Annotated in this window: 20 protein-coding genes; 12 read left to right on the top strand and 8 right to left on the bottom strand. The window is 39.8% G+C overall.

The features are described from left to right. The first annotated feature begins 88 nt into the window (after window positions 1–88). The 11 genes from AC25Y5_RS09790 (at window position 89) to nspC (ending at window position 11,913) form a co-directional block, all read left to right on the top strand. A complete protein-coding gene (locus AC25Y5_RS09790) occupies window positions 89–1,453 on the top strand; it encodes a sigma 54-interacting transcriptional regulator (RefSeq protein WP_488140108.1) in 1,365 nt (454 codons plus the stop codon). A gap of 11 nt (window positions 1,454–1,464) precedes the next feature. Then, complete coding sequence (locus AC25Y5_RS09785) at window positions 1,465–2,793, top strand: aspartate aminotransferase family protein (RefSeq protein WP_488140107.1); 1,329 nt, start codon at window positions 1,465–1,467, stop codon at window positions 2,791–2,793. A gap of 17 nt (window positions 2,794–2,810) precedes the next feature. Next, window positions 2,811–3,605, top strand: a complete 795-nt coding sequence (locus tag AC25Y5_RS09780; protein ID WP_488140106.1) for a transporter substrate-binding domain-containing protein — start codon at window positions 2,811–2,813, stop codon at window positions 3,603–3,605. Window positions 3,606–3,640: 35 nt separating this feature from the next. After that, entirely contained in the window at window positions 3,641–4,300 is a 660-nt protein-coding gene (locus AC25Y5_RS09775) for an amino acid ABC transporter permease (RefSeq protein ID WP_482100717.1), read from the top strand. Continuing rightward, the gene (locus tag AC25Y5_RS09770; RefSeq protein WP_488140105.1) at window positions 4,293–5,015 is read left to right on the top strand and encodes an amino acid ABC transporter ATP-binding protein; all 723 of its coding nucleotides are present in this window, start codon (window positions 4,293–4,295) and stop codon (window positions 5,013–5,015) included. Before AC25Y5_RS09775 ends, AC25Y5_RS09770 begins: the two co-directional genes overlap by 8 nt. A 323-nt stretch (window positions 5,016–5,338) precedes the next feature. Continuing rightward, window positions 5,339–6,157 carry an adenosylmethionine decarboxylase gene (speD, locus tag AC25Y5_RS09765; protein ID WP_488140212.1) on the top strand — a complete coding sequence of 273 codons (819 nt, stop codon included), beginning with the start codon at window positions 5,339–5,341 and terminating at the stop codon, window positions 6,155–6,157. Between the two features lie 44 nt (window positions 6,158–6,201). Next, the gene (locus AC25Y5_RS09760) at window positions 6,202–7,629 is read left to right on the top strand and encodes an aminotransferase class I/II-fold pyridoxal phosphate-dependent enzyme (protein WP_488140211.1); all 1,428 of its coding nucleotides are present in this window, start codon (window positions 6,202–6,204) and stop codon (window positions 7,627–7,629) included. Next, window positions 7,626–8,477, top strand: coding sequence for a polyamine aminopropyltransferase (gene speE / locus AC25Y5_RS09755; RefSeq protein WP_482100720.1), 852 nt, complete (start codon window positions 7,626–7,628; stop codon window positions 8,475–8,477). Before AC25Y5_RS09760 ends, speE begins: the two co-directional genes overlap by 4 nt. Further along, on the top strand, window positions 8,467–9,321 hold the full coding sequence (speB, locus tag AC25Y5_RS09750; protein WP_488140104.1) for an agmatinase: 855 nt from the start codon (window positions 8,467–8,469) through the stop codon (window positions 9,319–9,321). The genes speE and speB overlap by 11 nt, the downstream gene beginning before the upstream one ends. 243 nt (window positions 9,322–9,564) lie before the next feature. Next, the gene (locus AC25Y5_RS09745; RefSeq protein WP_482100722.1) at window positions 9,565–10,764 is read left to right on the top strand and encodes a saccharopine dehydrogenase family protein; all 1,200 of its coding nucleotides are present in this window, start codon (window positions 9,565–9,567) and stop codon (window positions 10,762–10,764) included. A 12-nt stretch (window positions 10,765–10,776) separates the two neighbouring features. Beyond that, window positions 10,777–11,913 carry a carboxynorspermidine decarboxylase gene (nspC, locus tag AC25Y5_RS09740; protein ID WP_488140103.1) on the top strand — a complete coding sequence of 379 codons (1,137 nt, stop codon included), beginning with the start codon at window positions 10,777–10,779 and terminating at the stop codon, window positions 11,911–11,913. A gap of 101 nt (window positions 11,914–12,014) precedes the next feature. Here the strand turns inward: nspC and AC25Y5_RS09735 are convergent, their stop codons facing one another. The 3 genes from AC25Y5_RS09735 to AC25Y5_RS09725 form a co-directional block, all read right to left on the bottom strand. Further along, window positions 12,015–13,805, bottom strand: coding sequence for a sulfatase family protein (locus AC25Y5_RS09735; RefSeq protein WP_488140102.1), 1,791 nt, complete (start codon window positions 13,803–13,805; stop codon window positions 12,015–12,017). Window positions 13,806–13,981: 176 nt separating this feature from the next. Beyond that, the gene (locus AC25Y5_RS09730) at window positions 13,982–14,860 is read right to left on the bottom strand and encodes a patatin-like phospholipase family protein (protein ID WP_488140101.1); all 879 of its coding nucleotides are present in this window, start codon (window positions 14,858–14,860) and stop codon (window positions 13,982–13,984) included. 230 nt (window positions 14,861–15,090) lie between these two features. After that, entirely contained in the window at window positions 15,091–16,818 is a 1,728-nt protein-coding gene (locus AC25Y5_RS09725; RefSeq protein ID WP_488140100.1) for an AAA family ATPase, read from the bottom strand. Window positions 16,819–17,242: 424 nt separating this feature from the next. Between AC25Y5_RS09725 and AC25Y5_RS09720 the strand changes: the two genes are divergently transcribed. Continuing rightward, on the top strand, window positions 17,243–18,175 hold the full coding sequence (locus AC25Y5_RS09720; protein WP_488140099.1) for an LCP family glycopolymer transferase: 933 nt from the start codon (window positions 17,243–17,245) through the stop codon (window positions 18,173–18,175). A gap of 52 nt (window positions 18,176–18,227) precedes the next feature. Here the strand turns inward: AC25Y5_RS09720 and AC25Y5_RS09715 are convergent, their stop codons facing one another. The 5 genes from AC25Y5_RS09715 to AC25Y5_RS09695 form a co-directional block, all read right to left on the bottom strand. Then, the gene (locus AC25Y5_RS09715) at window positions 18,228–19,475 is read right to left on the bottom strand and encodes a glutamate-5-semialdehyde dehydrogenase (RefSeq protein WP_488140098.1); all 1,248 of its coding nucleotides are present in this window, start codon (window positions 19,473–19,475) and stop codon (window positions 18,228–18,230) included. A gap of 18 nt (window positions 19,476–19,493) precedes the next feature. Continuing rightward, window positions 19,494–20,594: a glutamate 5-kinase gene (gene proB, locus AC25Y5_RS09710; RefSeq protein WP_488140097.1), complete on the bottom strand. Its 1,101-nt coding sequence runs from the start codon at window positions 20,592–20,594 to the stop codon at window positions 19,494–19,496. Window positions 20,595–21,129: 535 nt separating this feature from the next. Further along, window positions 21,130–22,242: an o-succinylbenzoate synthase gene (menC, locus tag AC25Y5_RS09705; RefSeq protein WP_488140096.1), complete on the bottom strand. Its 1,113-nt coding sequence runs from the start codon at window positions 22,240–22,242 to the stop codon at window positions 21,130–21,132. Continuing rightward, window positions 22,239–23,075 carry a GNAT family N-acetyltransferase gene (locus AC25Y5_RS09700; protein ID WP_488140095.1) on the bottom strand — a complete coding sequence of 279 codons (837 nt, stop codon included), beginning with the start codon at window positions 23,073–23,075 and terminating at the stop codon, window positions 22,239–22,241. Before AC25Y5_RS09700 ends, menC begins: the two co-directional genes overlap by 4 nt. Beyond that, on the bottom strand, window positions 23,072–24,214 hold the full coding sequence (locus AC25Y5_RS09695; protein ID WP_488140210.1) for a M20 peptidase aminoacylase family protein: 1,143 nt from the start codon (window positions 24,212–24,214) through the stop codon (window positions 23,072–23,074). The genes AC25Y5_RS09700 and AC25Y5_RS09695 overlap by 4 nt, the downstream gene beginning before the upstream one ends. Between the last annotated feature and the right edge of the window lie 334 nt (window positions 24,215–24,548).

Here is a 24,548-nt window from a genome sequence, read left to right as displayed (position 1 = left end):
GCCGCTATTCTGAAAAAGCAGTACAATTTATTTACTTCTAAATAATAATTCAAAATTGAATAATGTCATTCTGAGGAAAGGTGGTCGTATGTTAGGATTTTTCTTACATCCAAATTCAAGGGAAGAAATTATCGATTCATATGACGAAGACATCATCGTAACCAATCACGCAGGTATCATAGTAAAAGCTTCGCAAATTAGTGGAAGAAATTATGGTATACAAGCTGAAGAGTTACTCGGAAAGTCCGTTTATGCGCTGGAGAAAATGGGGATATTCTCGCCTGCCATAACACCTTTAGTACTTCAACAGAAAAAGAAAGTAGTCATTATACAATCGACTCCAGGTGGACAGAAAGTACTTATTACTGGTATGCCTTTTTTTAATGAATCGGGTGAAGTTGAATTTGTAATGAGCTATTCATATGAAGTAGCAGAACTTCTGGTTATTCAGGAATACATGAAAGATCTTGAACTTGAAATGTCTTTGGCAAAACAAGAACTATCTCACTTACGAAAAGAAAATCTTACAATTGATGGGCTGACGATTGAAAGCAGATCAACTCGAATCGCCTATGAAACTGCACGTAATGCAGCCGCACTAAACGTCTCCATTTTCCTTTATGGAGAAGCAGGAACCGGGAAAACGACAATGGCAAAGGTCATTCACAATGAAAGCACTCGTAAAGATGGGCCATTCATTGAAATCGACTGCGAAACAATACCTGAAGCGATGTTTGAACGAGAACTATTCGGTGGTGAGTTTGAAAACACAGAAACCGGATTGTTGACGTTATCTCATGGAGGTACACTCTATTTAAAAGGGATTAATAAGTTGTCTGTTCATTTACAAGGGAAACTGATGAGTGTTTTAAAAGCACGTGAATACACACCTATCCATTCAACGATAGCCATTCCACTAAATGTGAGACTCATCAGCTCTTCCGAAAGTGTTCTTACAGATGCATTACTTGGAAAAGAATTTCACCGAGACTTATATTATTTACTTCATATTGTGCCTATTTATTTAAAACCATTACATGAGAGAAAAGAAGATTTGAGTGCTTTAATTACATTTTATTTGCATTACTTTTCCAGTTATCACCATACCGAGAAGAGAATTGCAGATGATTTGTTTAACCATCTACTTCGACTTGAATGGACGGGCAATCACAGCGAGCTGAAAAATGTAATGGAACGACTTGTTGTTCAAAGTACTTCTTCTATTATCACGTCGATAGACTTACCACCAGAATACCGCAAGGAAACCACAAATGATTTGTCTATTATTCATCTTGAAGGTCGTACCCTCCCAAGCATTTTAGAAGACGTAGAAATGAAAGTCTTAAGAAACGCACAAGAGCGCTATCGAACAACGACTGAAATTGCGAAATTCTTAGGAATAAGTCAACCTTCCGTCGTACGCAAACTAAAAAAATACATTGAATTTCAATAGGAGTGTCTAGATTGTCTCTACAAAACAATGAAAAACAAGATTGGCTTCATATGGTCGACAATATCGGAAACTTTCTCGCACCAAGCATGGCAAAAGACCATCCGAATTTACCGGTTGTTAAAGCTGAGGGATGTTATTACTACGGCGCTGATGGTAAAAGGTATTTAGACTTCACATCTGGAATTGCCGTGGAAAATGTCGGTCATCGTCATCCAAAAGTAGTTCAGGCGATAAAAGACAGTGCGGACAACCTTATACATGGTCCCTCTGGCGTCATCATTTACGAATCAATTCTGAAACTCGCTGCGGAATTACAATCGATTTTGCCACCAAAACTCGATAACTTCTTTTTCGCAAATAGTGGTACTGAAGCGATTGAAGGTGCATTAAAACTTGCCAAGTACACTTCTCGCCGACCTTATATTGTTTCTTTTACAGGATGCTTCCACGGACGTTCAATGGGTGCATTAAGCGTTACGACATCTAAAAGTAAATACCGAAAACACCTGCAACCCACATGGCTTTCATATCAATTGCCATATGCTTTACCTGAATACCTTCCTGAAGGTGCAGATCCTGAAGTCTTCTTCCCTGAAAAACTAGAACAAGACGTAAAAAAACTTTTCAATCACCAAGTTGATCCTGAAGAAGTCGCCTGCATGATCATCGAACCAGTTCTTGGCGAAGGCGGCTACATCATTCCGCCAAAGGCATGGCTTAAAAAAGTTCGTGAAATTTGCGACCGTCATGGCATTCTTCTTATTTTCGATGAAGTCCAAACAGGGTTTGGCCGTACTGGTAATTGGTTTGCTGCACAGACATTTGATGTTAAACCGGACATCATGGCGATTGCTAAAGGGATTGCCGCAGGACTTCCGTTAAGTGCGACGGTCGCCTCCAAGGAACTGATGGATCAATGGCCACTCGGCACACATGGAACGACTTTTGGCGGTAACCCTATAGCCTGCTCTGCTGCCCTTGCTTCTCTTGAAGTGATGAAAGAAGAAAAGTTATTAGAGAACGCGACCGAAATGGGTGCCTATGCAAAGAAACGCCTACTTGAGATGAAAGTGAACCACCCAGTTATTACCGATATTAGAGGTGTCGGCTTGATGATTGGTATCGAACTTGGGAATCCTGATTCGGGTGAACCTGATGGTGAAGCCGTAATGACTGTGCTAGATAGTTGTCTCCAAAAAGGCGTTCTGTTCTACTTATGCGGTAACTCGGGTGAAGTTATACGGATGATTCCCCCGCTTACAATAACGAAAGAGCAGATTGATGATGGATTGACTGTATTGGATGAAGCTTTAACAGAATTTGAAAATAAAACCAATTGAGAATGGAGAGATTTAATATGAAAAAATGGTCAGGAATTGCACTTCTACTCGTTTTAGTTATGAGCGTACTAGCGGCATGTGGAACGAAAGATGAGGCAGATAGCGGAACAACAGGTACTTCAGATACGGAAGAAACCAAGATTCTTAAGATGGGAACTTCAGCTGATTATCCTCCTTTCGAATATGTTGACACTGCGGTAGGTGATGAAATTATTGGCTTCGATATAGATTTAGCAAAAATGGTTGCAAAAGAACTTGGCTATGAGCTTGAAATTGAAGATATGGATTTCAATGGCCTAATTCCAGCGTTACAAGCAAAGAGCATTGACATGGTCGTTGCAGGTATGGACGGCAACAATGAAGAACGTAAGAAAGTAGTGGATTTTTCAACAGCCTATTTCACAGCAACAAATCTGGTAATTACAGCAAAAGACAGCAATATCAATAGTGCGGAAGATCTTAAAGGTAAAAAAGTAGGCGCACAAACAGCTTCTGTTCAAGAAAAAGGTGCGAAATCACTTGAAGAACAATATGGGTATACAGTCGAAAGCCGGGACCGTGTTCCAGATCTATTCCAAGAAATCAAATCTGGCCATCTTGATGCAATCGTAATTGCGGATGTAGTGGCAAATGGCTACATCGAGTCAGATAAGGACCTATCCAGTTTTGAGCTTCCTGAAGAGCATAAATTAGGTTTATCAATGGCATTCCAAAAGGACAGTCCATTGACTGCTGAATTTGACCAAGCCCTAAAAGAATTACAAGACAAAGGCGAAGTAGAAAAACTAGTTTTGAAATGGTTCAGCAACTAAGCAACTAAGTCAGATAGGAAGAGAGGGTGTAACCCATGAATTTAGACTTTACACAAATTGCTCCCTCGATTCCTTATATTCTGCAAGGAATCGCGGTCACTCTAAAAATTGTTAGCGTTGCGGCACTTATTGGTTTTGCAATCGGAATTCTTTTGGCATTATGTAAAATCGGACCATTTAAAGGACTCAAATGGTTTGCGGATATCTATACGTCCATTTTCCGTGGAACACCGTTAATTCTCCAACTGCTTTTAATCTATTACGGTACCCCACAACTTTTTGATATAAAAGTCAGTGCGTATACCGCAGCTATCTTGGCATTCGGTTTAAATTCGGGTGCATATATCTCAGAAATTATTAGAGCTGGTATTTTAGCTGTAGATAAAGGACAGCTAGAAGCTTCAATGGCCCTCGGTATTCCTTATAAGAAAATGATGAAAGATATCGTTTTACCGCAAGCTTTGAAAAATATTTTACCCGCATTAGTAAATGAGTTTATCACGTTAACGAAGGAATCCGCGATTGTCACTGTAATTGGTGTCACGGACATTATGAGAAGATCTTATATTGTCGGTGGTAGCACTTATCGCTATTTTGAATCCCTTATCTTCGCAGGTGTCATCTACTATCTGATGGTAATTGTGTTAACACTTCTTGGGAAAGTGATTGAAAGGAGGATGAGAAGAAGTGATTAAGATCCAGAATCTCCGTAAAAACTTCGGAAAAGTTGAGGTTTTGAAAGGTATTTCAACCACCATTCAACAAGGGGAAATCATCGCGATTATTGGCCCTTCAGGTTCCGGGAAATCAACATTTCTTCGCTGCATCAATCTCCTTGAAAATCCCACTGGTGGGCAAATATGGGTGAATGATAATGAAGTGACAAATCCCAAAGTGAATATCATGAAGGTTAGAGAACAAGTGGGAATGGTATTTCAACAGTTTAACCTCTTCCCTCATAAGACTGTTCTTGAAAATATTATATATGCACCAATGATGGTAAAAGGTACTTCGAAGAATGATGCAGAAATTCTTGGACGTGAATTATTAAAAAAAGTGGGACTTTCCGAAAAAGAGAAAGAACATCCAGTAAGGTTATCAGGTGGGCAAAAGCAGCGTGTAGCAATTGCAAGGGCTTTGGCAATGTCACCTGAAATGATGCTGTTTGATGAGCCGACTTCCGCCCTTGACCCTGAAATGGTTAAGGAAGTACTGGAAGTTATTAAATCTTTAGCAGTAACGGGAATGACAATGGCAATTGTCACACATGAAATGGGCTTTGCAAGAGAAGTGGCAGATCGCGTGTTATTTTTAGATGATGGTCAATTAGTAGAAGACGCCCCCCCTGCCGAGTTCTTCTCGTCACCAAAAAGTAAAAGAGCACAAGACTTTTTAGAGAAGATTTTGTAAATTAAATAATGATATAATTACCACTACCAGTTACTCAGCAAACTATTTAAGCCGAGTAACTGGCTTTTTGTTTTAACGCATAAAGTTGAAGTCTAATCCACAGACTATAATAACGAAAACAATAATTCACTTGGAAATAGGATTATGTAACTGACGCAGATAGTGCTAGTCGTATCTATTATATTTCAATGAAATTGGCCTCTACGTAGTTATGATATCGTACGCCTACTAATGATAAATTAATTTTACTTTTTCTAAAAATAACTATATTGACTAAGAATTAGACGTGCTATAATTAGTATTGTTTTCACATGAGAGGCGTGATGTTAGGGTTGGAAAATAAGCTGAAGCTATATGGCTTTAACAACCTCACCAAGACACTTAGCTTCAACATCTATGATGTTTGCTATGCGAAAAGTGAGCGGGAGCAAAGTGAATATATCGAGTATATTGATGAACAATATAATTCTGAGAGATTAACGGCTATTCTCCATGAAGTGACCGAAATTATTGGTGCTCAAGTTCTGAATGTTAGTAAGCAGGATTATGATCCCCAGGGTGCGAGCGTAACAATTCTCATCTCTGAAGGTTCCTTTCCTGGACCACAGATTGACGGCCCGTACAATCAAGAGGAACTGTCAATTCTAAAAACCCGTAATACAGTTGTAGGTCATTTGGACAAAAGTCATGTAACTGTGCATACATATCCTGAATATCACCCAGATAACTCGATTGCTACTTTTCGGGTAGATATCGATGTCTCGACGTGTGGTAAAATTTCACCTTTGAATGCACTGGATTATCTGATTGGCAGTTTTGATTCGGATATTATAACTACTGATTACCGCGTGCGTGGGTTTACTCGTAGCATTGAAGGGAAGAAAGTATATATAGATCATGCTATGGAATCCATCCGGGATTATATTGACAGTGAAACCTTGCTGAAATACGATTGGAAAGATATTAATGTCCATCAATCAAATATTTTCCACACAAAATTATTAATAAAAGACATAAACTTACAAAATTATTTGTTTAATACGAATGTCTCTGAGCTGCCTATTAGTGAAAGGCTCGAGATTACAACGATGTTACGTAGAGAAATGACAGAGATTTTTAACGGTTCTAATATAGATGAATAAGGGGTGATAACGTGACAAGTCAATTGCAACATAGAGCCCCAATTATGGAGGCCCTCACTCAATATAAATCTATGCGTGTCGTCCCTTTCGATGTCCCAGGTCATAAACGCGGAAGAGGTAATCCTGAATTAGCTGCATTCTTAGGTGAGCAATGCCTGACCATGGATGTCAATTCCATGAAGCCGCTTGATAATCTATGTCATCCGGTTTCAGTCATTAAAGAGGCTGAAGAACTAGCCGCTCAAGCCTTTAATGCAAAGAATGCCTTTTTCATGGTGAATGGGACAACATCTGCTGTACAGGCAATGATCATGACGGCATGCAAAGCTGGAGATAAGATCATTATGCCTCGCAACGTTCATCGTAGCGCCATTAATGCACTCATTTTAAGCGGTGCTGTACCCATTTATGTGAATCCCGGCGTCCACAGTGAACTTGGTATTCCCCTAGGGATGTCCGTAAAAGATGTGGAACAAGCTATTTTAGAGAATACAGATGCTAAAGCCATTCTTATCAATAACCCTACTTATTATGGGATTTGTTCTAACTTGAAGGCACTAACCGATCTAGCCCATAAGCATGGCATGCTCGTCCTTGTAGATGAAGCACATGGCACGCATTTCTACTTCGGAAATAACCTCCCTGCTTCTGCAATGTCAGTTGGTGCTGATATGGCATCCGTTAGTATGCACAAATCCGGAGGTTCATTGACACAAAGTTCATTTTTATTGATTAATAATGACGTAAGCGAAGGTTATACACGACAAATTATTAATTTGACGCAAACAACAAGCGGTTCTTATTTATTGCTATCCTCTTTAGATATCTCAAGACGAAGTTTAGCTCTTAATGGGATAGAAATTTTTAAAAAAGTAGCAGAAATGGCGCAATACACCAGGGATGAAATCAACAAAATTGATGGCTATTACGCCTATTCAAGAGAGCTGATTAATGGAGATACTATTTACGACTTTGACGTAACGAAACTCTCGGTAGATACGCGTGAAATCGGATTGGCTGGAATTGAAGTATATGATATTCTGCGAGATGAGTATGATATTCAAATCGAGTTTGGCGATATCGGTAATATTTTGGCCTATATTTCTGTTGGCGATAGGCATTTGGATTTGGAACGTTTAGTAGCTGCCTTAGCAGAGATCAAACGTCGCTACTCTAAAGATAAAAACAGGATTTACATTCATGAATATATCAGTCCGTTGGTGGTTTTAACCCCGCAAGAGGCCTTTTATGCGCCAAAGCAAAAGTTACCTATCTCAGAAAGCGCGGGTTATATTTCCAGTGAATTCGTGATGTGCTACCCACCTGGCATCCCTATTCTTGCTCCAGGTGAACGAATTACAAAAGAGATTTTAGATTTCATTGATTACTCAAAAGTAAAAGGTTGTTTCCTAACCGGTACTGAGGACAGCAATATTGAAAATATTAATGTATTGAAGGAGTTGGTGGAATGAATTTATGGTACACAGAAAATCATTCGCCCAATGTCCGTTTTTCCTTGAAAGTGGAAGAGCACCTCTACACCGGAAAAAGTGATTTTCAAAAAATCGATATTTTACAAACGGCAGAGTTCGGAAGAGTTCTAACACTTGATGGACTGGTCATGTTGACAGAAAAGGATGAATTCATTTATCACGAAATGATTACGCATGTTGCACTTGCGACTAATCCGGCTATCAAAAAAGTGCTAGTTATCGGAGCTGGTGATGGTGGAACAATCCGCGAGTTGACTGCCTATCCAACGATTGAGGAAATCGATATGGTGGAAATTGATAAATTGGTTGTAGATGTATGCAAGGAATACTTACCACAGACGGCCTCAAAACTGGATGACCCTAGAGTCAAATTACACTTTGAAGACGGGTTAAAATTTGTTCGCAGGATTGAAAATGAATATGATTTAATTATCGTGGATTCAACAGACCCATTTGGTCCAGGCGAAGGATTATTCACTAAAGAATTTTACGGCAACTGTTACAAAGCTCTAACTGATGATGGAATTCTTGTAAATCAGCACGAAAGTCCATTTTACGCTGAAGACGCACTCGGGATGAGGAAAGCACATCAAAAAATTGTAGGGTTCTTCCCTGTTTGTAAAGTGTATCAATTTCATATGCCCACTTATCCATCCGGACATTGGCTATTTGGATTCGCGTCCAAAAAGTTTGACCCTATTCAAGATTTGGATGTAGCGGCATGGAACGAACTTGGCTTGAAAACGAAGTATTACAATACTGGTATACATGTCGGTTCATTCGCTCTTCCAAACTATGTAAAGGAGCAATTAAAAGATGTTGAATAGAAATATTGAAACGTTTATTGGCTGTGACAATGAGTATGACGAATCAAAAATCGTCATTTTCGGCGCCCCCTTCGACTCAACGACTTCTTTCCGCCCAGGTACTCGCTTTGCTAGTAAAGCCATGCGCGGTGAATCGTTTGGTATTGAAACGTATAGCCCCTATCAGGATAGAGATTTGGAAGATATCACTGTATTTGACGGTGGCGATTTAGAATTAAGTTTCGGAAATACTTCTAGAGCGCTAGGACAAATTGAGGATTTTACAACTCAAATTTTGAATGACAGCAAGATCCCATGTATGATTGGCGGAGAACATCTAGTGACACTCGGTGCTGTAAGAGCTGTTGCTAAAAAATATCCCGACTTACATGTAATTCAGTTTGATGCACATGCAGATTTACGTGAGGATTATCTCGATGAGACTCTTTCTCATGCTACTGTCATTCACAGGGTATGGGACTTGCTTGGAGATGATAAAATATTCCAATTTGGTATCCGCTCTGGCGACCGTAGCGAATTCCAATGGGGGCAAGACCACGTCTTTACTAACAAGTTCAACTTTAACGGTTTAGAAGAAGTTGTTGATAAGCTTAAAGGAAAACCCATTTATTTAACCATTGATTTGGATGTCTTGGATCCTTCTGTTTTTCCCGGAACAGGTACACCTGAAGCCGGTGGTGTCAGCTTTATGGATTTACTGAATGCCATATTAACAGCGAGCGGACTTAATATTGTTGCATGTGACGTAAATGAGCTATCCCCTATTTACGATCAAAGCGGCGTTTCCACAGCTGTCGCATGCAAAGTGTTAAGAGAATTGTTATTAGCAATTAATACCGACTAAATAGAATTCTTTATCTTAATTCTTATATGTAAATTAATTTCATAATTTCTTATTATAATTAAAAACTTAACATTAACTAAATTTCGTTATCGATTACTCACTTGCATGGATGGGCTCCGTTGATTGTAACGAGTAGCGTCTGCCTGGAGTGTAAATCAACCTTGTTCAGATTTTAATACAATATCCTCTATATAATGAAATTGATTCAGATAACTAAAAATAATAAAATGGCGGTGTATATTAATGGGAAAAGCTTTAATTATTGGTGCTGGTGGAGTTGCAGGGGTCGTTGCTCATAAATGTTGTCAGGTTCCAGACGTGTTCGAAGAAATCTGTATCGCAAGCCGTACAGTTTCTAAATGTGACGCATTGAAAGATAAACTAGACGGCGGTCGTACTAAAATTCAAACAGCGCAAGTAGATGCGGACAATGTAGAAGAATTGGTTGAACTTATCAATCGTTTCCAACCAGATATCGTCATTAACGTTGCATTGCCTTACCAGGACTTAACGATTATGGATGCATGCCTTGCTACTGGCGTTGACTATGTCGATACGGCAAATTATGAACCACTTGACGAAGCCAAGTTTGAATACAGCTGGCAATGGGCGTACAGAGAACGTTTTGAAAAGGCGGGTATCACTGCCCTACTTGGTAGTGGTTTTGACCCTGGTGTTACAGGTGTCTTCTCTGCACATGCGTTAAAGCATCATTTCGATGAAATTCATACAATTGACATTGTAGATGCAAACGCTGGTGATCATGGCTATCCATTCGCCACAAACTTTAATCCAGAAATTAACATCCGTGAAATCACAGCAAATGGTAGCTACTTTGAGAATGGTGAGTTTATTGAAACTGAACCTTTGTCAATTAAACGCGTTTATGATCTTCCTGAAATTGGTCCAAAAGATGTTTACTTGTTACATCATGAGGAATTGGAATCTCTTGCACTCAATATTACTGGTATCAAAAAGATTCGTTTCTGGATGACGTTCTCAGAGAATTATTTGAACCATTTAAAAGTACTTGAAAACGTCGGCATGACTTCTATTGAACCTATTATTTTCGAAGGTAAGGAAATTGTTCCATTACAATTCTTGAAAGCAATCTTACCGGATCCTTCTTCCCTAGGTCCTAGAACAATAGGCAAAACGAATATCGGCTGTATCTTCACAGGTATCAAAGATGGCGAAGAGAAAACATATTATGTCTATAATGTCTGTGACCATCAAGAATGTTATGCAGAAGTCGGTTCACAAGCGATTTCTTATACAACGGGAGTACCTGCAATGATCGGTGCTATGCTTGTTATGACTGGTAAATGGAAGAATCCTGGCGTACACAATATCGAAGAGTTCAATCCTGATCCATTCATGGAAGCACTCAACAAATACGGTTTGCCATGGCAGGAAAGCTTCAATCCTGAACTGATTGACTGAGGAGGACTAACATTGAATATTGACTTGAACACACTCCCCTCCCCCAGCTATGTAGTAGACGAAGGTTTGCTCATTAAAAACTTGGAGAAATTGAAATCAGTTATCGATCGGACCGGGTGTAAGATTCTACTCGCTCAAAAAGGGTTTTCGATGTTCTCCGTGTATCCGTTGATAGGAGAATACTTGAATGGCGTAACGTCTAGTTCCGTCCATGAAGCAAGATTAGGCTATGAAGAAATGGGTAAAGAGGTACATACCTACGCACCCGCTTTTTCTGAATCGGAGTTTGAGGAGATTCTTACTTACTCAGATCATATCGTCTTTAATTCATTCCAACAATATAATCAGTTCAAGGGCAAAGTACAGAACCATTCGAAGCAAATCGAAATCGGGCTGCGCATTAACCCCGAGTACTCTGAAATCGAAGTCGATATGTACAATCCATGTTTTTCACATTCAAGATTTGGTATAACGCTTGAAAACTTTGAAGAAGACCAGCTTGAAGGTATCGATGGCCTACACTTCCATACAATGTGTGAACAAAACTCTGATACACTTGAAAGAACTTTACAAGTTGTAGATGAAAAGTTTGGAAAATATATTCAAAATATGAAGTGGATCAACTTCGGAGGCGGTCATCATATTACAAGACCGGATTATGATATTGAAACACTCATTCGTTCAATCCTGTTTATGAAGGAGAAATATGGGGTTCAAGTGTATTTGGAGCCTGGTGAAGCTGTAGCACTAAATACCGGTTATTTGGTTGCTACTGTTTTAGACACCCTTCACAACGGAATGCCGATTGCCATTTTAGATACTTCAGCAGCTTGCCATATGCCTGATGTACTTGAAATGCCTTATCGCCCTGAAATCATTGGCGCAGGACTTCCGAACGAAAAAGCTTACACCTATCGATTTGGTGGACCAACTTGCCTTGCAGGTGACGTCATTGGTGATTACTCTTTTGATGAGCCTTTAAAGCCTGGCGACAAACTGGTCTTTTGTGATATGGGTCATTACTCAATGGTGAAAAACAATACTTTTAATGGTGTTAATTTACCTTCTATCGTTTTGAATACACTTAACGATGGTGTTAAAGTGATTAAACAATTTGGCTATGAAGACTTTAAGAGTCGTTTATCTTAAACTGAACGAATATCAATAATAAGCCAGCAACTCAGTGGGTTTAACCCGTCGAGTTGCTGGCTTTTTTGATACATTTAGCGCGCGTTTTAGTTAATGACTAGTTATTCCACATCAATACTACACCCCGGCATCCCCGTAACTTCTCCACTCGTTGGTGTCAGTCTCTTTTGACGGCATTGTTCCTCAAGGATTCTCGCTAACACGCTTTGGGTAATGGCAGATTCTATTGTTGCAAATACCGGATCCGCTAGGTTTGTTTTTTCTAACGGATCCTTTGTGAGATTGTAGAGTTCATATTGCTCCGGGACTGGCTCTGTTTTTGTCACTGGGACGCAGCAGCCATCTTGTTCGATTATGACTGTATCGCTATTGCCTGGAACCGTCCAAAACTTGGGATTGTCAAAATAACGTGCGAATTTCCATATTTCTTCAGTATTATCTTTCCCTGATTCAAGCCTGGTGATCACTGCCTCGATGTCACTTGGCTCAACTACTGTTTTATAGGGTTTGCCTGTGATGGCATTCGTTTGTTGTAAACCTTTGAAGACATTGTCATCTGTCATAAAGTAGAGCGGTTCATTTGCACCAAAAAACTTTTTATGCCCATAAAGTAAAGGCGTCAAATTCCGTCCAACTAATGGAAGTGCTTCCGTGTGGTTTTTTGAAAGCTTTTCTCGAATTAAGTCAACGTTTATTCCCGTTAGTCCCAGCAATGTTGGAAGTACGTCGACGTGACTTGTAAGCATATCTGTACATTTAGCTCTCTTGAATAGAGCTGGACTATGAATGATCAATGGAACATGAATCGATTCTTCGTACATGTTATACCATTTTTGATAGAGGCCGCCGTGTGCTCCCAGTAGTTCTCCATGATCAGATGTAAATACAACAATTGTGTTGTCATAGAAACTCGAGTTTTGAAGGGCCAATAAGACTTTTAGCATTTCATCATCGACCTTTTTTTGTAAGCTGTAATACAATTGGCGGTAAAAATTGTTGTCAATTATAGGCTGCAATGCTTTAGGATACGTACCACGATAGCTTTCATGGACTGATGGTTTAGTTAACAACGACTCCCCTACTGTCGGAGCTGGTGGGATGTACGGAAGTGTTGGGTCGACTTCAAAGTTAAAGTTCGGGGAAATAGCGGATAGCACACCATATAACGCGATATCATGGGGATTTATGAAGGAGCATTTTATAAACCAAGGTGTCTCGTCTTTCGTGCATGTTGAAATTTCATTTAGCGATTTGATTAACTCTACTGCTTCTGCTGCATACACTTCGTCCCGACCACTTGTGCCTATGCCCGCAGAGGAACCGGAATTTCTCGGGTTTGACCCATGAGGTTCGGGCCCAACCCAATCAGAGTATCCAAAAGAGTCAAGACGGTTCGCTTTTTCATATAATTTTTCGTTTTCTTTAGTAGGAACTCCAGTCATTGGATTATAGCTGGGTAAAGCATTATGTGTACCGGGGATTAAAATATCTTCGTCTGACGCATGCCATTTCCCCTTCCAAAAGGTATCATATCCTGCAGCTCGAAAGTAATCCCCCGTCGTTGGAACAGTGTTTGGATCAAGCCAAAACACATCCGGGTCAAACGAATCCTTAGCAGCTCCTGGAGTTTGAGTAACTCCATGAAGTGAAGGATATTGCCCTGTATATAATGTTGCACGACTTGGAGAGCAAGCGGTGCTACCAGCATAATGATTGAAAAACTCCATACCATTCTTCCGCAAAAGTTCTTGCGCAACTAGATTTTCTTTTCGCCATTCCTTCAATTCTTTTGTTTCATAGACAGATGGGAAGCGTTCCTGATCAACCATTAAGAAGAGAATATTTGGTTGCTGCTTCTTCTTATAGGGGTATTTTTTTCTACTGTAATCCATATTCATCCTCCTAGTTATATATTATATGTTGAAGGATGCCACATCATATGAGTTATTAGCAAAATCCTAGCTTGCCTCACTTTTCACTTGTCATTTATATTCCTGTAGCGGGGAATTCTAGTGTCAACAAAAAAGATGCCAGTTTCCCGTGTCTAGGGAGCTAGCATCTTTTTTCTTTACCAGGTTTTTAAAAATTTAACTGTATGGATACGTCCCGCTTCTATAAGGGCTACTCTTGTTTCTTCATCCAAATCAAACTGTGTTGCACTATAGTCATCAACTGGAATGAAAATAATATTTTTTTCATGTTTGCGCGAAATATACTTTTCGTCGTGTGCATTTTTCATCGTTGAAAAGAGTGCCTCGAACAAATCCAATGCATTGTCGATTTTATGTCCTGGCATTTCTTCCTGGTTGCGGCTTAACTTGAGACCAAGGACTGGTCGTTCTTTTTTTCCGTCCATGTCTTCAAATATCCACATCGGAAAATTGCTTAACACTCCCCCGTCAACAACGATTGTATCACCTGACCCAACTTTCAATCTTACAGGCTCGAAGAAGAAAGGAATTCCACAGCTCATTCGTAAAGCACGTGCAATTGGAAAGGTTGCTTCTGATAGTCCATACCAATCTAAATCGTCAGGAAGGACAATCATCTTACCATTCGTTAAATCTGAGGCAACCAGTTTCAATGATCCGGGTGGCAAATCTGCAAATGTATACACCCCTTTTGCTGCTAACTTTTCTAAGAACCAATTCTCCAAAGCTTTGCCCTGATATAAGCCAAGCCGCCAATACAGCTGAAACCATTTCATTAGCTGTAAGGGCATAATTGTTTTTCGTGGATCAAGAAGTACCTGGAAATCTTGTTCATCCAACATAATTTCAATTTCCTTTGCGGAATACCCCGCAGCTATGAAACAGGCAAGTATTGCACCGGCACTCGTTCCTGCTACACGCTGAAATTTGTATCCCTTTTCTTCTAGTACTTGATACGCCCCCACTAAGGCAAATCCTTTTAAACCTCCTCCTGAAAAAACCCCATCTATTAACATAGATTATCTCCCCCATTTTCATGCCTTGTTACACTGTAGAAGGAACGGAGATAATTTAGAACGAACTACTCGCTGCATGCATCAGATTATGGAGATTATTTTTGGATATGATCGGTCGGGTAACATACAACATAGTCGGTCCCTATTACAGATGAAGTTAAATTGAAGCAACATGCAATCTATCGTTTCCAAGAACCTAAAAAAGAAGAGACGAATCTCTTCTTTTTTGATTAGCACATTTTCAATTTAGCAACACTGTTACTGACAATTTGTTGAATTTCTAAACCGTCAAGTGTTTCTTTCTGCATTAATGCTTCAACTAATTCATTAAATTCTGGTGCATGTCCGGCAATGAGGCTTTCCGTCTTGCGAAGCGCATCCTCAAATAGAAGTTGCATTTTTGCTTCTTTTTCAACTTTATTAAAGGTTAACGTAAAACCGTCTTGTAGTAATCCTGTATCTACCATTTGCTCAATAATTTCTTTCGCTTGTTGGACATCTCCGCCTACACCGATGCTGTGCTCACCTAGATATACCCGTTCGGCAACGCCACCAGCTAAAATCATGCTGACTTGGTCCAGTAGTTCACTATACGTAGACAAGTGAAGCTCTTTCTGAATCGGCGCGACATATCCAAGAGCTTGTCCTCGCGGTATAATTGTCGCTTTTCGTACAGAACCAGGTTTTGTTAGTTCTGCTATTAACGCATGCCCTGACTCATGAATGGCTACTCTTCTTTTTGTTATCGGATCATTCATAGATCGGGAGGCACTGCCTAGTATGGTGCGATCAATCGCAAAATCAAGGTCTGTTTTATCAATTTGTTCTCGCCCATCTCGGATTGCTTTTCTACTGGCAGTTTTGAAAAGCGAACTTAGCTCTGCACCGGAAAACCCTGACGTACTTTCCGCTAAAACGTCCAATGAAGCAAAGACTTCATCCGTTAAGAGCTTACCTCTCGTATGAATATCAATAATTTCTCTTCTACCCGTCAAATCAGGCAAAGGTACTTGGAAAGAATAATCAATACGACCTGGACGAAGAAATGCTTCATCCAACATGTCTTTTCTATTCGTTGCCGCTATAAACAGCACACCATCATTATTATTTCCACCATCTAACTGTACAAGTAATTCCGTTAATGTTTTTTCAGATTCTTCGCCGCCATGCGTTTTCCGTTTACCGGCAAGCGCATCGACTTCATCAATAAAAATGACTGCCGGCTTTTGCTTTCTTGCATTCTCAAACAGTGAACGTATGCGTGATGCACCGACTCCAACAAATAATTCCGTAAAAGCCGAACCGCTGGATGAATAAAATGTGGCACCAATTTCTTGTGCAATTGCTTGTGCAAGCAACGTTTTTCCGGTTCCAGGAGGTCCATATAACAGAATTCCTTTAGGTGGTTCAATACCTACTTGTGAAGATCGTTTTGGATCTTTCACAATGGATAATGTCTGTAAAATCTCTTCCTTCATTTCTTCTGAAAGTCCACCAATATCTTGTAGTGTAATATCGGGTAGTGGAGTAGCTTTAGACGCGCTATTTTTCATGGAAGACGCACCGACACCAATCTTCCCTTTTTTATGAAGAATGAACAAAATAATTAAAATCGATATGAACAAACCCCATAAAATCAAACTGCCAAAGGAATTTGGAATAGAATATTTATATGAAATAGGATATTTTTCTACAAGTTGTTCGACTAATTGACTTTGAGGACGAACTTGGATGATGTATTGCTTGTCTATCGTCTTTACGTACAAAGTACCATCAGACGATTCTTTAAGGGAGACGGAATTGTCTTTTTCGGCTTGGATAATCTTTTCAAGTTCTGAAAATGTGATTTCAATTCCTTTATCTGCATCAAAGACATACCACCCCACACTTGCTGCTGTTCCCACGACTAAGAGGACAAGGACGACAATCTTTGTTGCAAATTTCGAAATAAGTTTCAAGCCCTACAACTCCTTCTCTAATATAAGTCTATTATAAGCCCTAACTTGCTCATACAAAAGGTTAAATAATGAATATTTTTGTACAAAGGGTGAACAAGGACCAAGACGGATAGATAATTCAGTCAATTTAAAAAAGGCCTAATCCTAAACTTAAACGGAGTAGATGTGGACATAGCCGCCCAGGATGAAATTCGGGTAATTTCTTATCCTATTATCCTCTTTGCGAGTTATAAGCTATCACATACCCTTTATAAACTGTGTAGTTTTTTTGATGCGAATTATATTCTCTAACATCCACAAGTATGTAATACATGCCCCAAATGTATTGATTGATCGAAAAGAGACATACTACTGTGAAGTTTTATTATTCATTGATTATGTAACTTGATACTAGAGAAACACGTCTGTTATTGGAGGTAAATAGTTGACTCGTTCAAATATCAAGAAGATAAAGAAACGAAAAAAATGGCCATGGATAACCGGTATAGTTGTTCTTATTATTGGCGGATTTGCGTTAAGTGTCTTTTTAGACTTGACATCAACACTTAAAGATATGCATAAACCAATTGACCGAGAGGTATCTGAAAAACGTGAAGAAGTTGTTGTTTTAGATGAACAGGATCCATTTTCGGTTCTCGTTTTAGGTGTAGATGAACGAGAAGGCGATAAAGGACGTTCAGATACGATAATTGTGCTCGCAGTGAATCCCAAATTGAAGACAACTAAAATAATTAGTATACCACGTGATACGTATACGGAAATTGTCGGTCATGGAACTTCAGATAAGCTTAATCACGCCTATGCGTTTGGAGGTATACAGATGTCGATGGACTCAGTTGAAAATTTGTTGGATATTCCGATTGACTATGTAACAGAAATTAATATGGAAGGTTTCCAAACCATAGTGGATGCCGTTGGTGGAGTTCAAGTGTCTAACCCATTTGACTTCACACAAGACTCATTTCATTATGCAGCTGGTGAAATCACGTTAGGCGGTGAAGAGGCTTTATCATATGTCCGGATGCGAAAAGATGATCCTAATGGTGATTTCGGGCGTCAAGATCGTCAGAAACAAGTCATTGAAGGTATATTACGTGAAGGAACCTCTATGACAAGTCTGTTGAATTACCGAACTGTATTCAACTCATTAGGTAAAAATATTAAGACGAATATGACATTCGATGAGATGGTTGACGTCCAGAAAAATTATCGAGATGCCGCAAACAAAGTAGAACAGCTGCATTTTGAAAAAGGTGGAGGTCAACGAAAGAATAGTGGAATTTGGTATTACATGATGGATGATATAGAATTGCAAGAAGTGTCAAGCATCCTAAGACAACATTTGGAATTGAAATAAGCCACGGAGATCACTCCGTGGCTTTTCCTAATTCCCTAAAATAAGAGTTCAATTAGACTCTTACTTGCCCGTTTCCGTAAATGACGAATTTTGTTGTCGTCAGCGCATTTAATCCCATCGGACCTCTAGCGTGCAATTTCTGCGTACTAATACCGATTTCTGCGCCATAACCGAATTCAAAACCATCCGTAAATCGGGTAGATGCATTATGATAAACCGCAGCAGCATCGACATAATTTAAGAATTGTGCAGCGTTTTGTTCGTCATTAGTAATAATCGCTTCGGAATGCTTTGTTCCATATTGAGTGATATGAGATATGGCTTCTTCAAGTCCCTTTACCAACTTTACATTGATCATTAAATCCAAGTATTCTGTTGACCAATTTTGTTCAGATGCCAGCTGAACATTTTCACAATCTCTGACAACTGTTTCATCCCCATGTATTTCCACATTACTAATCTGAAGTTTGTTAATTAACTCTTTTCCATATTTTTCAAACCATTTATCATGCACTAAAATCGTTTCAATTGCATTACAAACAGATGGACGTTGAACTTTTGCATTTATCACAATTTCTTCGGCCATTATTTGGTCCGCTGTTTCATCAATATATATATGACAATTTCCTGCTCCTGTTTGAATGACAGGGACCGTCGCCTCTCGAATAACTGTCTCTATTAACTTCTTGCCACCCCTTGGAATGAGCACATCCAAGTATTCGTTTAGCTTGAAAAGTTCTTTTGCAGTTTCCCTGCTTGTATCTTCAATCAGCTGAATAGATTCTTTCGGGACTTTGCTGTGTTCAAGTGCTGTGTGTATTGATTTTATAAGTACTTTATTCGAATGTTTAGCGGAAGAACTTCCACGAAGAATGACAGCATTACCAGTTTTAAGTGACAGAGTCGCAGCGTCAATCGTAACATTTGGCCTAGCTTCATAAATCATACCAATAACACCGATTGGCACTCTTTTCACTTTAATATGCAATCCGTTATCCTTCTCTATGGTCTCTACCGTTTCTCCGATTGGATCTTTTAAGTCAATTAGCAAACGAATAGCATTGGACATGCCTTGAATCCTATCGCTGGTGAGTAGTATACGATCCAAAACCCCTTCACTTAGCCCATTTTCTTTCCCTTCATTCAAATCCTTCTTATTCTCCACCAAAATCATTTCTTGATCCACCAGTAGTTGTTCGGCAATCAATCCCAGTGCGTGGTTTCTTTCTTCAGTTGTAATGTTCACTAGTGAATAGCTTGTTTCTTTCGCAATTTGACCTTTTCTTCTTACTTCTCCCATGTTACACACTCCTCATTTTTAAACTTTAACCCAACGATTACGATGAATCACTTCCACCGATACAGGGAATGATTCAATCGCGCTATCCTTTTGTCTACTTTCAATTCTATTTAACAACTCATCGGAAGAATAACTCACTTCTCCTTTTCCCAACATGCCATTCAAACCAAAGACTTCAACTACATCCCCTTTCCCAAAAGTTCCATTCACTTTAAAAATACCTGCCGGCAATAAACTTTTTCCATTATTCAATAGAGCTTCTTCAGCCCCTTGATCTACATAGAGCTTACCTGTCGATTCAGAATGGAGGATTATCCATTGCTTCCTTGTATTGATTTTTGTGTAACCGGCATTGGAGACATAAGTTCCATCCCCATCACCCCGCAAAATTTCCAGTAATTTGTCCGAACCTTCACCTGTCCCAATAAAGACAGAAACACCTAGTGAAGTAGCTGTTTTAGCAGCCATTAGTTTAGACTTCATACCCCCTGTACCGACTTTCGACCCTGTGTCTTCAGCAATTTCCAGGTGAGCATCCGAAATTTCATTCACAAAATCCAAGCGCTTAGCTGACGAATTTGTACGAGGATTCGAGTCATAAAGACCATTTATGTCCGTTAATATAATTAACTGATCCGCATGGAGAAGACCACTGACCAAAGCAGATAGCATATCATTATCGCCAAACGTCAATTCTTCTACAGAGACAGTATCGTTTTCATTGATAATCGGTAAAATTCCTCGCTCTATTAACTCTGTCAAGGTCGCAAGCGCATTTTTGTAGCTTTCACGATTAGAAAAATCAGTTCGTGTCAATAAAATTTGAGCTGGAATAATGTTATGTACACTGAATTTTTCTATATAAGATTGCATTAATAAGCCTTGCCCCACTGCTGCGGCGGCCTGTTTTCCTTTAGTGGTTAAAGGTCTTGATGGATAACCTAACCCCGCGAACCCAGCCGCTATCGCACCCGAAGAAACGACAAGTACTTCATGTCCTGCTTGATGAAGTTGAGCTAGTGCCTTGATATGATCGATAAATTTCAATTGATCAATTTCGCCTTTGTGATTTGTTAACGAACTGCTGCCTATTTTTACGACTATCCGTTGTTTTTTCATCAAATCTCTCACCTTTCTCCCTTTTCGAATAACAAAAAAGCCCTTTTGTCCTGTTATTAAGGACGAAAGGGCTTAGTTTCCGCGGTACCACCATAATTGGATGCGTGTGAACACATCCCGCTTATCCTCATAACGCCGAAGTTTGCGCCTATGTTTTGGCATAGGACTACGAAGGCAGGTTCAGCGGTTTGTTGTGGAGGGATCTTCCAGCTGATAAATCCCACTCTCTATCACAAGATGTATCCGCATACTAATCCTTCATCACCGTTCAGTTATTGTAGATTTTAAACAATCATACACTATAAAACTAAATTGTCAAGCATTTATCAGATTTCAGAATCTACTTATCCGGCTGTTACTTTATTACTTGTCCATGTAAAGATAGCAACTCTTCCCCGCAGATTTTTAGCTGTTAAGGATCTATTTATATTAAAATAAAGACTTCCATGGAATTCGGATTATGGATTATAGATCGCTTGGCGCTTTGGGGATGCCTCTCGCCATGAGCCTGGATTAATGTGTTGAGCATATATAGTTATTCAGCTTTATAATGCATTTCTTCAACTGTGAATTTATCCATCGCTTCCAGATTTGGTTCGTACCCGATGCCATGAGCTTTCGGGACCGTAATATAGCCATCTATTGCAACCACTTCAGGCGTAATTACGTCCTCTTCCCAGTAACGGGATGAACCAGCTGTATCCCCCGGGAGAATGAAGTTTGGAAGTGTCGTAAGCGCTATATTATGCGCACGTCCAATTCCTGATTCCAGCATACCACCGCACCAAACAGGAATATTTCTCTCCATGCAATAATCATGAATTTTCTTAGCTTCTGTCAAACCGCCAACGCGCCCTATTTTAATGTTGATGATCTGCGTACTACCTAGTTCGATAGCTTTCCGTGTATCTTCAAGCGAATGAATACTTTCATCCAAACAGACAGGCGTTTTCAATTGTTTTTGTAATTTAGCATGGTCAATAATATCATCGGAAGCAAGGGGTTGTTCAATCATCATCAAGTTGAATTCGTCCAGCTGTTTTAGAAGTTCAATATCGTCCAATGTGTAAGCCGAGTTTGCATCTGCCATTAATGGCACGTCAGGGAAACTCTTGCGCAACTCACGAATCACATCAATGTCATAGCCAGGTTTGATTTTGACTTTAATCCGCTTGTACCCTTCTTCTATAAAACCGCCGACCGTTTCAACCAAGTCAGCAACGTTGTCGTGAATACCGATACTGATACCTACTTCAATTTTGTCGAGCTCTCCGCCTAATGCATGTGCTAATGTCATTTTGTTTCTTTTCGCATAAAGATCCCAAACTGCACCTTCCAAAGTCGATTTTGCCATGTTATTTTTACGAATAGCTGCGAACAATTCACTCACTTCGTCCGGATGTTCCATTTTCTTGCCAAGCACAAGTGGAATAAGGAAATCCCGAATCATATGCAGATTTGTTTCAAGTGTTTCTTCGCTGTACCAGGGCGAGTGGAATGCGACCGACTCTCCCCATCCTGTATTTCCAAGTTCATCTTTCACTTCAAGTAATAAAAAGTTTTTATCTTGAAACGTTCCAAAACTTGTTGTGAACGGATGTTTCATTCTCATTTTCATTTTACGTATATTAATTTCATTAATAATCATTTATAATCTCCTCCATTTGTCGTAGGTAGCGGGATTGTTTCTCTTTTTACGACTTGGTAATAGTGAACACCTTCTGTGGATTTGTTGACACCGATTAATGCATATCCAGAAGCGAATAACTGTTGAAAAATCATTCTGATTTTCATTCGCCAATCAAGTGCCAGTTCAGGTTCATTTTTTTTGATTAACTGATAACGCTCTGGGACAGGGATTTCGATACCATCACTGTTTGCTGGGATATCTTTTTCATCAAATAACAGAATCGGGTTTTCTTTTGCTGACTGCCCGACTGTAAACGGTCGATCGTAGCTTAAAATTTGTGGGTTCCACTTTCCTGCGACGCGCTCGCTCGAAATCCACCACTCGATTTTAAAACGGTCGGTTGGTATACCTTTATTGAGTCCATCATCCATTTCTCCATACCAATTTTCCAAATAAGTACTGCAAATACCATATAGTTTTGTAGTATTCAGGTAGGCGTTACGACTCTCAAGCGGGTCAAATGTCCACGTAATTAAGTCGTATCCCATCTCAACAGCTAATTTTAGTTGTTCATCTTTTAACTGCTTTCCGATACCCATCAGCTGATAGTCTGGATGAATTCCGAGCATATGTGAACAGAGATACGTTTTTCCATTTGCAAATCCCGGGAAGCTGTATGAAAATCCTACGATTTCATTCCCCGAAAAAGCCCCAATGACTAACCCACCGTTTTTTGCGGCAGTAAATGTTTGGTGGACAGGAATTGCATATGCACCCCAAACTAATTGTTCTAGAGGTTGCACAAGCCTTATATCTTCAATTGTAGTCAGTTCCCGGATAACAACGGTCATTTTGGGTTCCTTCTTTCTAATTCTTCAAACGAATGGATAACCGTTCGAACGAGAATTTCTATTCCAGTGAGTATACTATCTTGATTAAAGGTCATGTCTGGATGATGGAGACCCGGTGATAAGTCACAGCCAAGACCTAGCATTGTTGATTTAACGTTTGGACGTTTTAACGTGTAGTAGTGGAAATCTTCTCCCCCAGGTGTAACAATGGGTGCCGCCAGATAGTCTACTCCGACTGTTTCCGTTATTGCTTTAGCCATCATATCGACCGCATTTTCATTCACTTCTGCAGCCGCTATTTCAGCGATAACTTCATAATTGATAGTAACACCGGAAAGCTCTGCAACCGAGTGAATCGCTTTCTTTACTTGTTCCATCACTTTATCCATGACTGGGTTCGTCTGGGCTCGTATATCCAAACTGAACACTGCATTTCCTGGAATGATATTCGCCGACTCTCCGCCCGCCTGGAACATTGTCATTTTAGCCGAATGTGGAACCATGGGATCGACATGGATAGTATGTATTGCTTGCACGAGTAACGCCATCACTTCAATGGCATTTTGCCCTAGATGCGGTCTAGCTCCATGTGCATCCGTTCCGCTGATAGACCCTTTGATCATTTTTGCAGAACCATGAATAATAGCCGGCGCCGAGTAGCCATGACCGATTTCTTGAATAGGGCGTAGATGGACACCGTATAAATAATCGACATCATCTACAACACCTTTTTCCACAAATGCTAAAGCCCCTGTCCCCTTTTCCTCAGCCGGTTGAAAAATCCCTTTTAGTCGACCTGTTTTCGGATATCCTAGCTTTTTCAAAACTAGCATCGTACCGACTGCTATCGACATATGCGCGTCGTGTCCGCATGAATGATTCGCCTGATAAATGCCATTCACTTCTTGCCATAAAGCATCGATATCCGTGCGAAGCCCTACACAATACTCCCCTGACCCTTCAGTGACGACGAGTCCCGTTGAATCCTCGAACGTCTCCACCTGAAAGCCCTCTTTTTCAAGCAGTTGCTGTAAATACTTTGTCGTCTCTACTTCCTTCCAACTGATTTCAGGATGTGTATGTAAATGTTGGAACACTTCTACAATGATTGGTTCCACTTCAAGTAATGTGTTTTTCACTTTCAATCCGCTCCCTCTATAAATAAAAAATCACTTGTTAGCGCTTATTGGTCTTCTGCCTTATTTCAAATCTATCCTTTTCTTTTACGGATAATCCCGCAACAATAGCATTCATGAATGAAAACAAAGTCGCTGTTGCATCGAGTGTCGATTTGTTTGGTGAATAAATCGGGAAAAGTAATTGACTGATTGGTTATTTACTATTTTCACATACATGCTTACGGAGTTCAATGTGTTTTCCGACTCTTTCGATATTATGATTTGGTTTTTCCGCTATTCTTAGGTCTCACCCATGAATCGTCTCATTTCTGCCAGCAATTGAAAAAAAAGAGAC

This window comes from Sporosarcina sp. Y1011 (assembly GCF_057669885.1).
This window is presented reverse-complemented; position numbering and strand designations above follow the sequence as displayed.